The 15,110-nt window shown below is 70.8% G+C and carries 14 protein-coding genes; 4 read left to right on the plus strand and 10 right to left on the minus strand.

Annotated elements, in window-relative coordinates:
* The first annotated feature begins 281 nt into the window (after positions 1-281).
* Complete coding sequence (locus IE244_RS26620; RefSeq protein ID WP_191876108.1) at positions 282-2,276, plus strand: glycosyltransferase; 1,995 nt, start codon at positions 282-284, stop codon at positions 2,274-2,276.
* 305 nt (positions 2,277-2,581) lie between these two features.
* Here IE244_RS26620 and IE244_RS26625 read toward each other — a convergent pair whose 3' ends face one another.
* The 4 genes from IE244_RS26625 to IE244_RS26640 all read right to left on the minus strand — a co-directional run bounded on the left by IE244_RS26625 (position 2,582) and on the right by IE244_RS26640 (position 6,557).
* Positions 2,582-2,866, minus strand: coding sequence for a hypothetical protein (locus IE244_RS26625; RefSeq protein WP_191876109.1), 285 nt, complete (start codon positions 2,864-2,866; stop codon positions 2,582-2,584).
* A 143-nt stretch (positions 2,867-3,009) separates the two neighbouring features.
* On the minus strand, positions 3,010-4,080 hold the full coding sequence (locus IE244_RS26630) for an NAD-dependent epimerase/dehydratase family protein (protein WP_191876110.1): 1,071 nt from the start codon (positions 4,078-4,080) through the stop codon (positions 3,010-3,012).
* A complete protein-coding gene (locus IE244_RS26635) occupies positions 4,077-5,633 on the minus strand; it encodes an AMP-binding protein (RefSeq protein ID WP_191876111.1) in 1,557 nt (518 codons plus the stop codon). Before IE244_RS26635 ends, IE244_RS26630 begins: the two co-directional genes overlap by 4 nt.
* A gap of 3 nt (positions 5,634-5,636) precedes the next feature.
* Positions 5,637-6,557 (minus strand): alpha/beta fold hydrolase, encoded by a 921-nt coding sequence (locus IE244_RS26640; protein WP_229854338.1) that lies wholly within the window; start codon positions 6,555-6,557, stop codon positions 5,637-5,639.
* A 391-nt stretch (positions 6,558-6,948) separates the two neighbouring features.
* Here IE244_RS26640 and IE244_RS26645 point away from each other — a divergent pair, with 391 nt between their 5' ends.
* The gene (locus IE244_RS26645; protein WP_191876286.1) at positions 6,949-7,860 is read left to right on the plus strand and encodes an acyl-ACP desaturase; all 912 of its coding nucleotides are present in this window, start codon (positions 6,949-6,951) and stop codon (positions 7,858-7,860) included.
* 80 nt (positions 7,861-7,940) lie between these two features.
* On the opposite strand, the gene IE244_RS26650 is transcribed toward IE244_RS26645, so the two are convergent.
* The 4 genes from IE244_RS26650 to IE244_RS26665 all read right to left on the minus strand — a co-directional run bounded on the left by IE244_RS26650 (position 7,941) and on the right by IE244_RS26665 (position 11,738).
* Positions 7,941-8,693 carry an acyl-ACP desaturase gene (locus IE244_RS26650; RefSeq protein ID WP_229854339.1) on the minus strand — a complete coding sequence of 251 codons (753 nt, stop codon included), beginning with the start codon at positions 8,691-8,693 and terminating at the stop codon, positions 7,941-7,943.
* A gap of 41 nt (positions 8,694-8,734) precedes the next feature.
* Positions 8,735-8,992, minus strand: coding sequence for an acyl carrier protein (locus IE244_RS26655; protein WP_191876113.1), 258 nt, complete (start codon positions 8,990-8,992; stop codon positions 8,735-8,737).
* 4 nt (positions 8,993-8,996) lie between these two features.
* Complete coding sequence (locus tag IE244_RS26660; protein ID WP_191876114.1) at positions 8,997-10,673, minus strand: AMP-binding protein; 1,677 nt, start codon at positions 10,671-10,673, stop codon at positions 8,997-8,999.
* Between the two features lie 66 nt (positions 10,674-10,739).
* Positions 10,740-11,738 (minus strand): 3-oxoacyl-ACP synthase III family protein, encoded by a 999-nt coding sequence (locus IE244_RS26665; protein ID WP_191876115.1) that lies wholly within the window; start codon positions 11,736-11,738, stop codon positions 10,740-10,742.
* Between the two features lie 675 nt (positions 11,739-12,413).
* Here IE244_RS26665 and IE244_RS26670 point away from each other — a divergent pair.
* Entirely contained in the window at positions 12,414-13,286 is an 873-nt protein-coding gene (locus tag IE244_RS26670) for an LLM class F420-dependent oxidoreductase (protein ID WP_191876116.1), read from the plus strand.
* Between the two features lie 56 nt (positions 13,287-13,342).
* On the opposite strand, the gene IE244_RS26675 is transcribed toward IE244_RS26670, so the two are convergent.
* Both IE244_RS26675 and IE244_RS26680 read right to left on the minus strand, forming a co-directional pair.
* Complete coding sequence (locus IE244_RS26675) at positions 13,343-13,951, minus strand: Fic family protein (RefSeq protein ID WP_191876117.1); 609 nt, start codon at positions 13,949-13,951, stop codon at positions 13,343-13,345.
* Positions 13,938-14,702 carry a hypothetical protein gene (locus IE244_RS26680; RefSeq protein ID WP_229854340.1) on the minus strand — a complete coding sequence of 255 codons (765 nt, stop codon included), beginning with the start codon at positions 14,700-14,702 and terminating at the stop codon, positions 13,938-13,940. Before IE244_RS26680 ends, IE244_RS26675 begins: the two co-directional genes overlap by 14 nt.
* A gap of 167 nt (positions 14,703-14,869) precedes the next feature.
* Here IE244_RS26680 and IE244_RS26685 point away from each other — a divergent pair, with 167 nt between their 5' ends.
* Positions 14,870-15,058, plus strand: a complete 189-nt coding sequence (locus IE244_RS26685; RefSeq protein ID WP_191876118.1) for a hypothetical protein — start codon at positions 14,870-14,872, stop codon at positions 15,056-15,058.
* Positions 15,059-15,110 lie beyond the last annotated feature (52 nt).

The following is a 15,110-nucleotide window of genomic DNA, read 5'->3' on the forward strand; positions in this document are numbered from 1 at the left end:
GTCCGGCGACTGCATCATCGCCTCGCCGTGCGCGGACGCCGCGGGAGAACACGAACACCGTGCAGCCGGTCCCCCGTCCCCCTCCTCTACCCCGTCCGGTGTGCCACCGGGCGTTACCGATCACCACCGCCGCTTCATCGGCTACCCACTCTGCGTGCACTTACCATCCATGGTATGTTCACAGAAACCTCGGAGCTTACCCCGCGCAGAACCAAACTTCCATAGGAGATATCGGAATACTCCATGGAATGGGGTTGTCCGGTATTTGGGAGCCCATATTCATGCCCGGTGCCAGCGTTTCGGTGATCATCGCCGCATACAATGCGATGCCCTATCTGACGCGGTGCATCGCCTCGGTCGCCGAGCAGAGCATCGGTCGTGAGCACCTTGAGGTCATCGTCGTCGACGACGGCTCCACGGACGGCACAGCCGCCGAGCTGAACCGGCTGCAGGACGTCTACCCCGGGCTGATGCGCGTGTTGCACCAGGAGAACTCCGGAGGTCCGTCCGGGCCGCGCAACGTCGGGCTGGAGCACGCCACGGGGACGTTCGTGTTCTTCCTGGACGCGGACGACCACCTCGGCCCCGAGGCGCTGGAGCGCATGGTGCGGATGGCCGAGGACAACGGCACCGACATCGTGCTCGGCAAGATGGTCGGTGTCGGTGGACGCGGGGCGCCCACCTCGATGTTCAAGCGCAACCAGCCGCGTACCGACGTCTTCTCCTCCCGCGTCTACTGGACGCTCAACCCCATGAAGCTGTTCCGGCGGGAACTGCTGGAACGGCACGGGCTGCGGTTCCCCACCGATCTGGCCATCGGCGAGGACCAGTTGTTCGTCGGAGCGGCCTACCTGCATGCCTCGGGCATCTCCGTGGTGGCCGACTACGACTGCCTGTTCTGGGTGCTGCGCGAGGACGAGGGGAACATCACGCGCCGGCTGAAGGGATCCGAACGCCGGCTGCGGTTCCTGCCTCGCGTGGTCGACATGATCCTGGAGAACGTGCCGCCCGGGCCCGGCCGCGACCACCTCGCCCATCGCCACCTGACCGTCGAGGTCCAGCAGATGCTCGCCGACCAGCTCGTCTTCGAGCCTCGCGAGACTCAGAAGAAGATGCTGGGCCAACTGGCCGAGATCATCGATCCGTTGTGGCACGAGGGAATGAACAAGCAGCTCTCGGCCATGGCCCGGCTGCGACTGCACCTGGTGCGCCACCGCATGCTCGACGAACTGCTCGAACTCATCGCCTTCGAAAAGCAGCTCGCCCGGACCAAGGTGGCGACCCCCGTCCTCGTCGACGGCGGCCGGGCACTGGCCCGCTACCCCTTCCTGCGCGATCCCGAGCGTGCCATCCCCGACCTCTGCTATGACGTCACCGCCCAGCTCGCCGTCCGCCACCACGTCACCCGGGCGGAACTACGCGGCACCGTGCTGCACCTGGCCGGCCACGCCTACCTGCACCGCGTGGAGACCCGGGACGTCACGACGCAACTGGTGCTGCGCGAGCGCGACAGCGGCACCGAATACCGCCTGCCGCTCACCCACACGGCCACACCCGGACTCGGAGCGGCCGAGGACGAGGGCCACTACACCTACGACCTCGCCGGATTCCAGGCCGCCGTCGACATCACCTCCGCCGCCGACGGCAAGCCGCTCACCGACGGGCTGTGGGACATCTCCCTCGCAGTCGGCGCCCAGGGCGTGTCCAAGGAGGTCCGGATCGGCAGCAAGCGGGCCGCCGACGTCCGCGGCGCCGCCGGCACGTATGTGGTCACCACCGGGGAGGACCTGCGCGCCGTCACCCTCTACACGACCAAACCGCACGGCAACCTCACCCTCGACCTCGGCGAGACAAAGCACCAGGTACGGCCCCTGCTGCGCCTCGACGACATCCGCTGGGTCGCAGGCACACCCACGGAACTGCAGTTCAGCGGGCGTTGCGGTCTGGCCGAATACCCCACAGCCGCCTTGGTTTTGACCCTGCGCGACGGAGGTGGTGAGACGGCGCGGTTCCCGGTCCAGCCGATCCCTGAGGCCCCGGAGATCCGCTTCACCGTGCCGGTCAGCACTCTCCCGGCCGGAACCTGGACCGGGGAGCTCCGGCTCGGCAAGTGGACCGTGCCGTTGCCGCCGCCTCCCGCGGATCTGCCGCCCGCCAAGTGGCGACGCCGAGGACTGCCCTGGTACGCACGCCCCGTCCCCGACTCCGCCAACCGCTTCGCGCTGCGGGTCGCGAAGACCGACCTCATCAAGGCACTCGCCCAGCGCATCAAGTAGACGGCGCCGCCGTGCGCACTGCGCGCACCGGGGCCCATCGGATCTTCGGTCGTCAGTGCGTCAGGCGGCGTGCCCGACGTGGCCACGGCGTCACACTTCTCAGGTGTCGCCACCACCGCACCACCGCTGGTGTGTCCGCCGTGTAGTGGGCAGTCGGCACGTGCCGCCAGTCCGACAGCGGGCCGAGCGGTGTTCCTTCGGGTGAGTACTTGCGGGGCACGTCTGGCATGGCTCCTCCTGGTCGGTACGTACCCCAGTCTTGCGCAGGCCGTTGTCCGCCCGGGTTCACCCCTCGGTCAGCTCCATCACCGCTCGGGCGTCCAGTGCGCGTGCACCGGCACGGTCTCCGGCGCCTTGCCCGGTGGCAGGCCCAGTTCCTGCGCCACCGGCATCAGGACCCCCATGAACTTCTGCAGCGCCTGCTCGGACTCCCACACGTCGTAGATCACCAGGCCCGGGCCTGCGGGAACGCAGACATGGGACAGACACCCCGCGAGCGGGTTGCCGGGAAGAGCCTGGAGCCTCGCGGTCAGCGCGTCGTACTGTTCGGTCGTCACGCCCACCAGCTCGGCCGTCATCAAGATCGCCATTCGTCTTCCCCCTCGCCGTTCCGCCGGTCGCCACCATGACGGTCGGTACCGAGGTCAGTACAGCACGTGCGCGGCCGAGCGGACATCCAGCGTGCGGGTGCACGGGGTGGGCGGGGCGCGCGCTCCCCTTCCGGGTTCTTGGCTCAGTCAGGGGTGCCGGGACTGCGCCGGCCGGCCAGGAGATCGGCGATGGCTTGTGCGCCGCCTGCCGGGCGGCCGGCGCTGTCGAACGCCTCCCGGAAGCCCTCGGCGATGCTGATGGGCGGTGTGAAGCCGAGGTGCGTCCGAGCCGCGGTCAGGTCGAACCAGTGGGGGTGGACGAGTTCGCCGACCAGGAAACGGCTCAGGCGATGCGTGCCACCGACGCGCAGCAGGCGGTCGGCGGCCTCGCACGCGGCGGCCGCGGTGTGGGCGAGGCGGGCCGGGACCGGCCGCCAGGTGGCGCCGATGCCGGCGGTGGCGAGGAGGAGGGCGGTGAAGCGGGCGAGGGGCAGGGGCTCGCCCTGGGTGATGAAGTAGGCGCGGCCGCCGACGGGGTGGCCGTCGTGGAGCCGGTCGAGCGCGAGCAGGTGGGCGTGGGCGGCGGTGCGGACGTGGGTCGTGTCGATCAGGTTGGCGCCGCTGCCGGGCAGGGCGATCCGGTGGCGGCGGACGGCACGGGTCAGGGCAGGGAGGAAGTGCGGGTCGCCCGGTCCCCAGATGACGTGGGGGCGCAGTGCGAGGGTGGCGAGATCCCGGCCGTGGGCGTTGAGGACGAGTGCCTCGGCAGCGGCCTTGGTGCGCGGGTACGCGGCCAGATGCCGGCGGGGGTAGGGCAGTTGCTCGTCGACGTTCTCCAGGCCGCCGGGACGGAAGACGACGCTCGCGGTCGAGGTGTGGAGCAGGGCGCGCACGCCGTTGGCACGGCACTGGTCGAGCACCGTACGGGTGCCGTCGACGTTGGTGCGCCGGTAGGGGGCCGACGGGCCGCTGGCGCCGGCGAGGGCGGCGTTGTGGACGACGGCGTCGCAGCCGGCGACCGCCCTGCGCACCGCGGTGGGGTCGGTGAGGTCGCCCTGGACCTGGCGTACACCCAACCGTTCCAGTGTGCTGCTCGGTCGTCGGCTGAGCGAGACGGTCTCGGTACCGCGGGCCGTCAACTGCCGGCAGATCTCGGTGCCGAGGAAGCCGCTCCCGCCGGTGACGAGGACCCGGGCCGGGCCGGGGCGGCTCATCGCGGTCTCCGGGCGTGCCGGACGGCCCAGGCGGCCACCTGCTCGCGGTTGATCTTCGAGTTGTGGCGGATGTCCATGGGGAGACCGGGGTGGACGAGTACGTCCGAGATCCGGTGGCCGTCCGGGTGTCCGGCGAGCAGCGCGCGCACCGCGCCGACGACGGCTCTGCGCTTGGCCCGACGGCTGAGCGGCTCCACACAGAGGATGGCGTGCTGCCGTCCCGGTGGCCCGACGCCGACGAGGGCGGCGCGCCGCACGCCCGGAACGGTGTCGGCGGCGGCTTCGATGTCCTCGGTGGTGAGGACGAAGCCGTCGCCGAGGATCCGATGGGCCCTGCGGCCGTGGAACCAGAGGCGGCCTTGGTCGTCGATGCGGCCCATGTCTCCGGTGCGGTGCAGTACCCCGTCGTGCGTGGCCGCTTTGGCGGCGGCGGTGGCCTGGGGACGGCTGTGGTAGGCGAGGCTGACGTTGGGTCCGGTGACGGCGATCTCCCCGACCCCGTCGGGTCCGGAGTCGAGGATCCGTGCGGAGATCGTGCCGACTGTTCGGCCCACGCAGGTCCCTGGGCCGAGGCTGCGGAGACCGGTGGTGCTGATGGTGCTCACCGGCAGGCACTCGGTGGCGCCGTACGCGCTGATCACCTCGGCGTTCGGGCGCAGCACCCCGTGCAGGGCCGTCGCCAGGTGCGGGCGCAGTGAGGCGCCGAAGGAGACGGCGCGATCGACCGTGGGAAGCGTCAGCCCGCGCCGCGCGCACTCACCGGCCAGCAGCGCCAGGACGGCGGGCGATGCGGCCACCACCGTCGCCCGGTGGTTCAGGACCGGGCGGAGCAGTCGTGCCGGCGGTGTGCGGGCTGGGGCGCGGTGGTTGACCGCGGGGGCGACGACCGTGAGCCCGAGCACCGGTGCGAGGAGGACGAGCGGCAGGAACCCGGCCAGGAGCACACCGTCGGTGCCGAACACCGCGGCGAAGGCGTCGACCTGCCCGGCAAGGGTGCTGTGGAGGTACTCGACGCCCTTGGGCACACCGGTGGAGCCGGACGTGAAGGCGATCAGGGCGAGGTCTTCAGGGGCCGGCTCGTCGAGGTCCCAGGCGCCGTCGGCGCCCGGCGGCATGGACAGGCGCCGCCCGAGGCCCGGCAGGGCGCATCCGGTGACGAGGGGTGTGCGCACATGGTCGCGCGCCCAGCCCAGTGCGGTGCGGGCCAGATGGGCGAGCGGCTCCCCGACGAACACCTCGGGGGCCACCTCGTCGAGGCACTGCCGCAGCTCGGCCCGGGGCAGACCGGGGTCGACCAGGACCGGGACCGCTCCGATCGCGAGCAGTCCGTACACAGTGGTGACGAGATCACAGGGGTTGCCGGTCATGACCACGGCCTTGTCGCCGCGACGCACACCGGCCAGCCGGAACGCGTCGGCCGTCTGCCGGCAGCCGGCCAGGAGTTGGGCGAACGTGACCCTTCGGTCGGTGCCGTTACGACGGCTGTGGACGAGAACGGTGGTCTGCGGGCGTTCCTCGGCGAGGCGCCGCAGCCGGGAGTACAGGCTCGCCATGCCTCAGCCCCGTTCCGATGCCAGCAGGAAGTCACGGATGTCGTGGCCGAGTCGGTCCGCCGCGTCCTCCATGACGTAGTGGCCGGCGTCGGCGTACCGGTGGATCCTCGCGTGGGGGAACCGCCGCCTCCACTCCCCCAGGACGAGCGGCGTGAACACCGGGTCGCGCATGCCCCAGCCGACGAACAGCGGCACGTCGGCCAAGTGGTCCTCACCGTTGGCGGATTCGAGGAGTCGCCAGGCGTCCTCGTCGTCGTTCCGGGGGATGCTGCGGACGAATTCCACCACGGCGCGCCGGTCCCGTCTGCGAGCCGACGGCAGCAGGTAGGCCCGCCGTTCGCTTCGCTGGAGTGGCTGCACGACCCCGGCGCGGACGGCTGCCCGCGGGAAGAGGTTGGTCGTGTGGGCCAGGGCGGCGATGGTGCGGTGGTCCCGGATCCAGCGCAGGTACAACGGCAGACGGTAGCCGGGCGGCCAGCGGAAGCCGATCGTGTTGAGAACGGCCAGGCGAGCCAACAGGCCTGGCCTGCGCCGGGCAAGGGCCAGGCCGAGCGGTCCGCCCCAGTCGTGCAGGATCAGGGTCCAGCCCGCGTCGGGCATGCCCCGGTCGCCGACGAGGTGATCGAACAGCGCGTCCAGATAGGCGAGTTGGATCTGATGCCGGTCGGCGGGGCGCGCCGGCTCGGGCGGGCGCGGGGACAGTCCCAGGCCCGGGAGGTCAGGAGCGACGCACCGGAACTCCGGAGAAAGGGAAGCGAGGAGGTGCCGCCACTGGTAGCTCCATGACGGGTTGCCGTGGAGCAGCAGGACGGGGGAGCCCGTTCCGGTGTCGAGGTAGTGCTGGCCGGTGCTCGGCACCCGATGCCACTGCTCGACTCCAGGGTAGCCGGGCAGCCACTCGACGGGCGGGATTTGGGTACTCATCACGACGGCGCTCATGCCGCTGCCACGAGATCGGACGACGGCTGGAAGGCCGCCGGCCGCCGGATGCGAGGCGCTGTGACCATGCCGCCAAACGTAGTGGCGGCCGGGAGGCGGACCTACCTGAAGCCGTCGTTCACAGGGGAACTTCACTCGGGTGGATCACAGGGGACCGCGATCCGGCCACGGCATGCGGGTACGCCCTTTACCCCACACCGCTTTTCACACTTAACGACTCTCGATGCCCCAACCGGCGTGCTGAGCGCGGCGCTTGTCCCGAAATGCAGGAAAATGACCCGCGGAGTGGAGGGCGGGCGGGGCTCCCGAGACGAACTGCAGTTTCGCGCCTCCCCCTTGTCGTGGAATTCAGGGAGGCCTTGTGCGTTCGTCGTGGATGGATCCTGCGGACATCGGACTGCTCACGGAGCTTGAGCCGGTCGTGGCACGCGCGTTGGACGCCCATTTCCAAAGGGCCGACGACTGGTATCCGCACCAGTTCATCCCCTGGTCCGAAGGACGGGACTACGACGGCGTCCTCGACGGACAGCCTTGGACGCAGGAGCCCGACGGGCTGGACTCGGCCGTCCTGGACGGCTTGCTGCACAACCTCCTGAGCGAGGACAACCTGCCCAGCTACCACCGGATGATCGCCGAGTGCTTCACCCGGGACGGTGCCTGGGGCACCTGGGTCAACCGGTGGACCGTGGAGGAAGACCGCCATGGGATGGCCCTCAGGGACTATCTCATCGTGACGCGGGCCGCCGACCCGGTAGAGCTGGAGGACGCGCGGCGCTTGCACATGCAGACCGGGTACGACCTCGACTGCCGTGGCACCAGCCTCGTAGGCCTCGTGTACGTCACCTTGCAGGAACTCGGCACGCGCATCACCTACCAGAACATCAAACGGCGTTGCGGTGAACCGGTCTGCGAGGCGCTCCTGCAACGCATCGCCCAGGACGAGAACCGGCACATGCTCTTCTACCGCGAGGTCCTCGGCGCGGCCATGGAACTACAGCCCGAGCGGACGATGAAAGCCCTGGAGGAGGTGGTGTCGACGTTCCGGTCCCCCGCGCACGCCGCGCCTGGGTTCCGGCGCCTGTCGCTGTCCATGGCACGTTCGGGCATCTACTCCCCGGTGACCCATCACGACGAGGTGCTCGTCCCGATGATGCGGCACCTTCGCGTCTTCGACCGGGCAGGCCTGAGCGCCGGGGGCGAGGCGGCACGCGAACGACTGGCGGGACTGCTCCAGGCCACCGAAGCCAAGGCGCGGAGGTTCGCCGACACCGTCGCGAGCGTGCGATAGCGCTGTCTCCCGGAGCCGAAGGTTCCCCGGTGCCCGGCCGCCCCGCTCGGGGGGCCGGACACGACTGAACGGTCAGCGCTTCACCGTTCCACCGTGCCGACGGGAGCGTGGCGGTAGAGGTCGTGCCGGGTAAGGCCGAGCCCGTTGAGCACCGGCAGGACCACCTCGGTGATGAAGGCGCCCCTTCCGAACCCCGCGGTGCGGACGGTCTCGCGTTCGCGGGGACTGGGAAGGAGCTCGTGGGCGGGCATCCGGAACGTCCGCACCACGTGGGCGAGGTCCGTGAGGGTGCCGGTGCGGTCCTCGTCGAGGTGCAGGGCCAGGATCCGCTGATAGAAGCGGCAGTGCGCCATCTCGTCCCGGCCGATCAGCCGGTAGATCTCCGCGAGGACCGGGTCGTTCGCCTGCTGAGCGAGCCGGCGCTGATGGTGGTAACTGACGAATGTCGTCATCTCCTGGAAGGCGGAGTACACGACCATCTGACGGGGAACCTCGTACGGAGGACGCCACCGGCGCGCCATGACGGCGTCGGCGAAGTCCTGCATCCGGGCCTCGGACCGCTGACCACTGCGCAGCAGGTACTCACGCAGCGCGAGGGCGTGCCGGGCCTCCTCGTGACCCCAGTGCGCGGAGAACCACGCCTGGCCGTAGTCGCCGACCAGCAACGACAGGTGGGCTTGCAGGTAGTCGGGGAGGAACATCTCGATCCCGCAGAACGTCTCCGCGGCGAGCGCCAGATCCGTCGCTCGGGGAACCTCGGCGAGCCGCTCCCAGGGAACGTCGTCGAAGACGCTCCAGCGGCGGGTGCGTTCAGCCCGCTCGAAAAAGGTCATGAACTCGCGGTGGAACCCCTCACGCAGGGATCGGGAGGCCATCATCCGGCCTGACTGTGCGCCGGCTGCAGCTGCTCAAGGACATCGCACAGATCCCCGATCGTGTCCAGGCTGCCCAGGGCCGAGTCGGGAATGCGCAGTCCCAGCTCGTTCTCGATGATCACGATCATTTCGAGGAGCTGCACGGAGTTGAGCCCCAGCGCGCGCATGTCGGACTCCCTCGGCAAGGATCCGGGATCGCTGTCGGTCACCCGCTGGTACGCGAGGTGGATGGCCGGCGCGACGTCGAGCGGTGTCATTTCGCTACTCCTTGTGCGACTGGTGGTTCTCGGGGTGCAGGTGTCCGAGGAGGTATCTGCGGCGCATCTCCTGGCGTCGGGGCTTGCCGGACGTCGTCTTCGCGAGCGTTCCGGGTCTGACGGCGACGACGTCGCCGAGGCTCAGGCCCAGGCGCAGGGAGACGATCTCCCGGACGGTGCTGCCGACCTGCTCGCTGTGCCGGGGGTGGCATTCGGCGATCACGACCACCTCCTCGGTGTCCGCGCCCGGCCGGGTGAAGGCGACCGCTCCGCCGGCGCGGACGCCGTGCGCCGCCTCGGCCGCCCACTCCACGCGCTGCGGGTCGACGTTGCGTCCTTGGAGGATGAGGACGTCTTTGAGCCGGCCCGTCAGGTGGAGTCGGCCGTCGACCGTGTAGCCGCGGTCCCCGGTCCGCAGCCATCCGTCGTCGGTGGTGAACGGGGCCGACCCGGTTCCCGTGTCGTCCACGTATCCGCCGCAGACGGAGGGGCCGCGGACCCAGACCTCCCCCACCTGCCGGTCGGCACGCCGCTCGCCGGCATCGTCGACCACCCGCGCCTCGTGCCCGGGAAAGGGCCGGCCGCAGTCCACGACCTCGACGGCCTCCCGCTCGTCGCCGCAGGGGTCGGCCCGGTCGTGGTCGCGCAGGTGCGACCACGAGACCCGGTCCGGCCGGAAGGCCGTTCCCCGGGGGGCGAAGGACACCGCGAGGGTGGACTCGGCCAGCCCGTAGCACGGGCGCACCGCCGCCGGGTCGAGCCCGGCCGCGCGATGGACCTCGGTGAAGTGCCTGAGGGTCCGGGGGCTGATCGGCTCTCCGCCGCACAGCAGGGTGTGTGCCGAGGACAGGTCGAGACCGTCGAGCTGCTCGTGGCCCGTTCGCCGGGTGGCGAGCGCGTAGGCGAAGTTCGGCGCCCCGGTGATCGTTCCCCGGACCTGGGAGACGGTGCGCATCCAGATCCCGGGGTCCCGCACGAAGAGCTTCGTGGCGAGCAGGGTCACCGGTACCCCGGCGGTGATCGGGGCGAGGACGAACCCCACCAGGCCCATGTCATGGTGGAGCGGCAGCCAGCTCACCCCGTGGTCGCGGCGCGGGTCCGCGGCCAGCCCGTGGCGCATGATGGCGACGCCATTGGCGGTCACGGATCCGGCGGTTGCCGCGACGGCGCGCGGCCGCCCGGTGCTGCCGCTGCTGAACTGGAGATACGCGATCCGGTCCGGCCGGAGGACGGCCGGGGCCGAGGAGATCGGGGCCGACGCGGACGACAGGAACTCGTAGGACGCGCGGTGGGCGGATGGGCCGGGGATCAGGGCCAGCGTCGCCTCGTCGGCCACCACGAGGTCCGGTCGCGCGACCGAGAGCGATGCGCCGAGGCTTTCGCTCCAGGCCGTTCGGCGTCCGACCGCGGGCGGCGGCGGTAGCGGGACCGGAACCATTCCGGCCCACAGTGCCCCGAGGAAGGCGGGAACGAACTGCCCGGGATTCTCCGCCAGGAGTGCGACCCGGCTGCCGGGCCGTGCTCCGCAGGCGGTCAGTGCCCCGGCTCGTGCCCTCACCTCGCCCAGGAGCGCCGACCGCGACAGCTCACGGGTGCGGCCGTCGCCGTCCAGGTAGCGATGGGCCAGGCTGTGGTCGCCGTCGTAGGACTCCAGGACCGAACAGATCCAGCGGTCACGCATGGGAAAGCACCGCCCGGTCCGCGCGGCCCTGATCGTGCCGTCCGTGCCCGGCGGAGCCCGGGAGCCTCACCACTGGCACAGCGCGAAGCCTCCGCTCGTCCCGCTGGCGAGGCCGAAGAGTGCGACCAGGTCGCCGCGCCGGAGCCTTCCGGCCTCCAGCGCCTCGGTGAGCTGCAGGGGCAGGCAGCCCGTGCCGACGTTGCCGTGCCGCGCGAACACCGGGATGACCTGCTCCGGCGTGACGCCCATCCCTGCGCAGGTGGCCACGGTGAGGGGCACCGAGGGCTGGTGGACACAGACCAGGTCGGCGTCCCCGATCTTGTACCCCAGCTCGTGCATCGCCCGGAGACCGTCCAGGGCCATACCCGTGAAGGAGCGCACCAGAGCCTCGGAGTCGATGCGCGGGCAGCGCGGGCGGTCGTCAGCGCCGAAATAGGGGTTGATCATGGTGGCCGTGCTCCACGCGGCGGAGTTGGCCACGAACCGCATGCCGAGCAGGCCGGGTTGTTCGGAAGCCTGCATGATCAGCGCGGCGCCGAGGTCGCCTCCCGTGTAGGCGGGCAGGGCGAACACCAGGTCGCTCCGGCCGGCCACCTCCAGACCCATCAGCCGGCTGGGCATCTCACCGCTGACGATCAGTACGGTGGTGTGTGCGCCGGTTCGGATCAACGCGTCGGCGAGCTGCATGGCGTTGAGCACCCCGTTGCAGGCGTTCTTCACATCGACGACGGGGGCCGTCGCACCGAGCTTGTGCGCGACGACATGTGCGGTCGCCGGCTCCTCCAGGTCCTCGCTCACACTGGCGAAGACCAGCAGATCGACATCCGAGGGCGAGAGACCGGCCCGCTGCAGCGCCACCTCAGCCGCCGCGGCCGCGAGGTCCGACGGCATGCTCCCCGGCGGTGCCACCCGGCGCTCCTGGAGGCCGTAGAGACGTTCCAGGAGGCCGTCGAGGATCAGCAGGTGGGGTTGGGTGGCGCGCATCGTCTCCTCCATCTCGGCGGCGGTTTGACGCTGCTGCGGAAGATGGACGGCCACGCTGCTGATGCGACTGAAGCCGGACATGCTCTCCTCCTGGTTCGCGTGCGCGTCTCACGGAGACGTGAGCCCCCACGCGACGTTGTGCCCGCCGGACCCGACGAATGTGGACAAGGCCAGACGCATACGGGAGTTGGTGCGGATCGTCGGCACCTCCAGGTCGATGGCGTGGGCCAGGCAGGTGAGGGTCGCGGTGGGCGGGATGACGTCCGCTGGGCCGGGTAATGCCGCGGCGGAACAGTCGGACCGGCCGGAGGTCACGTGCGACGCTCGGCCGCAGCCCGCAAGCTAGCAGCGCAAGGGACTTCGTGTGCACGCCGGATCTGGCTGTCCGGGCAGGTTCCTTCGGACGGGCGCTAAGTCCGAGGTACAGCTCTGCATATGAATCACGCGTGGCGCTATGTGTGAGAGGCCGCGCTGCCGGGGGCGGTGACGAGGGTGAATCCGCATGCGCGAGTACAGGGCCCGCCCCGTGCGGCGCGGGCGGTGCATACGTCCCGTCGGGTCGCACGACGCCGTGGACACTCCACCGGCCCGGCACGTCGCACGGGCGCGTGCGGAAGACGCTGCTACGGTCGGACCACCTTCATCAGCCCGCTGGCCGTGTGCCTGCATGGCCGACGAGGGCGTGACGGGACCCAGCGTGCGATCACCTCACGGCCGTCTGATCGCTTGGGCGGCCGGGGTGTCGGGAGGCGGCGTATGCAGGTGGGGCTGCATGCCCTGGGCATCGGGTACGCAGCCCGCCCGGAGGTGGTCCGGGCGGTCGCGCAGGCCGCCGAGGCGCACGGTTTCGCCCGGCTCTGGGCGGGCGAGCACGTTGTGCTGGTCGACTCACCGCTCTCGCGGTACCCCTACTCCGAGGACGGCCGCATCGCCGTTCCGCCCGACGCCGACTGGCTCGACCCTCTGCTGGCGTTGAGCTTCGCAGCGGCGGTGACCGAGACGATCGGTCTCGCCACGGGCGTACTGCTGCTGCCCGAGCACCATCCTGTCGTGGTGGCCAAGCAGGCGGCGACGCTGGATGTGCTGTCGGCCGGGCGGTTCACCCTCGGGGTCGGCATCGGCTGGTCGGCCGACGAGTTCGCCGCGCTCGGCGTCCCGTTCGCGGGGCGTGGCCGGCGTACGGAGGAGTACCTCGCCGCGATGCGCACGGTGTGGCAGGAGGACGTGGCCACGTTCGAGGGCGACTTCACCCGTTTCCGTGAGGTACGGGTCAACCCGAAACCGGTGCGGGACCGGCGGATCCCCGTCGTGATGGGCGGTAACGGTGACGCGGCTCTGCGCCGGGCGGCGACGACCGCCGACGGATGGTACGGCTTCAACCTCTCCGCGGCCCGGACCCTGGAGCGTGTCCGCGTGCTGGCCGGGCACTGCGCCGAGCGGCGCCGTCGCTTGGACGAACTGACCGTGGCGGTCGCCCTGACCGACGGTACCCCCGCCCTGCTGCCCGAGCTGGCACGAGCCGGTGTCACGGAACTGGTGGTCGTCGGCGCACCGCCCGGGACACCGGACGAGGCCGAGCACTGGGTCGCCCGTCTCGCCGGCCGGTGGATCAACCGCGCCGGTGCCTGAGACGTGACCCGTCGACCGGTGTGGCGAGCGAGCAATGCCGGCCGTCGCTGTGGGCTTCAGTGTCGTCTGCGGTTGAGTACGCCGATCAGAGTGGCCAGATCGGCTGCGCCTGCGGGGTCGTCCGCATACCGGGTGGTCTGGAGGGGGCCCACCTCTGGAAGGACGATGTCCTCCCGGGCCAGGACGTGCACCAGGCACAGCAGGGCCGCACGGGCGTTGCCGTCGGTGAAAGGGTGGAAGAACGCCACGTCGAGGTAGACACGGGCCGCGCGGGCCGCGAGCGGCATCTCCGGGTCGGTGGCCTCCCGCAGGCAGGCGGCGAAGTCAGCCCGGGTACGGGCAGTCAGGCCGTATCGCTCGCTGCCGTTCTTCGCGTAGGCATCGCCCGTTCGGAACAACGCCCTTGCCTCGCCGAGGACTTCACCCTGCCAGCGGGCCAGCAGGGCGAAGTCGAGCGGGGCGCGGCGTGCGGCGTCGGCGCGGGCCAGGTCGTAGGCGGAGAGCAGACGTTCGGCACGGATCGCGTCGCGGCGGTGGACGGGCCCTGCGCACCAGGCCCGGAACCCGTCCCGCGCGGGCAGCTCCCGCCGCAGAGCGGGGGCGTGACCCCAGTCGGTCTCGCGGCGCACGCGCAGCCAGGTCGTGAGGCTGTCAGTGGCGGTCATGGAACTCCTCCACGGCGCTCCACTCGCGGTGGTCCCGGTAGGGGGCATGGCCGGTGAGGCCGACGGCGAGGTCCTCACCGACCGATTCGATCAGTGTGTGCCCAGGAGTCACCCAGCTCTCGAACCGGCCGCCGATCGCGGCCTCCACCGCCTGACCTGCTTCGACGTGGCCCATGCCGGTGGTGGTGAGGAACCAGCGCAGGACCAACGCCGCCTGTCCGTGCCAACCGCCTTCCGCGCCTGAGTCCAGTGCCAGTGTGACAAGCCGGACGCAGGCCCGCTCCAGATGCCAGCTGCGATCCTCGGGAGGGGCATCCGGTGGGGGCGCCAGTTCCGCGAAACGCCGAGCCAGCCTCTCCAGCCACTCCCGCCATTCGAGCAGCGCGGTGACGACGCGGGCCGCGGTCTCATCGGGCGTTGTCACCGAGGTCACCGCGGTCACCCAGCTGCCGATGACCCCGCCGTACCGATAGCACCAGTTCCATCCCTGGGCCCAGCTCCCGTAGCGCTCTCGGATGAGTGCGTCCACCTGGCGTTCACACCAGTGTTCGCCCTGCCACCGGCCTTCCCTGCCGGAGAGCACGGGTGGTACCCACTCGCGGACCAGCGCGCGGAGGTGAGCTTCCTCGTCCTCGTCCCAGGTGAAGGGGTGTCGGGACGGATCGACGTCGTCCCAGTTCGTCAGCGGCCTGGCGCGGGGTACACGGTTCTCGGGGAAGGGCAGGGTGTCCAGGTTGTATGCCAGAGTCAAACCGCTCTTCTGTTCGCTGCCGCGGGGCCATCAGTCTCGGTCGTCACAGACGGGTTGTCGAATGCTTTTCCGGACCGGGGCGCGGCCCGGCCGGCTGCCAGGCGAAGGCGGCTTCGTTCATCTCGGGGCGACTCGTCGCCTCATGCGAGTGCTGACCGCGCGGTCGCGTGGAACTGCACGTACTCGACGGTCGCGCCTCCGGGGTGCTGCACGGTCATGTTGCGGCCGGTGGGGACCTCGTTGGGGCCGTCCAGGATCTGTCCGCCGTGTCGCTCGACGAGTTGCAGGGCCTGGTCGAGGCACTCGACGATCGTGGTGGCGTGGGTGCCGCGGTAGGGGGCGAGGGCTTCTTCTGAACCCGCGAGCAGCAGATAGCCGCCGACACTCGCGAGGTCCAGGTCGCGGTAG

It is taken from the genome of Streptomyces filipinensis, from assembly GCF_014649495.1.
GTDB classification, from domain to species: domain Bacteria; phylum Actinomycetota; class Actinomycetes; order Streptomycetales; family Streptomycetaceae; genus Streptomyces; species Streptomyces filipinensis.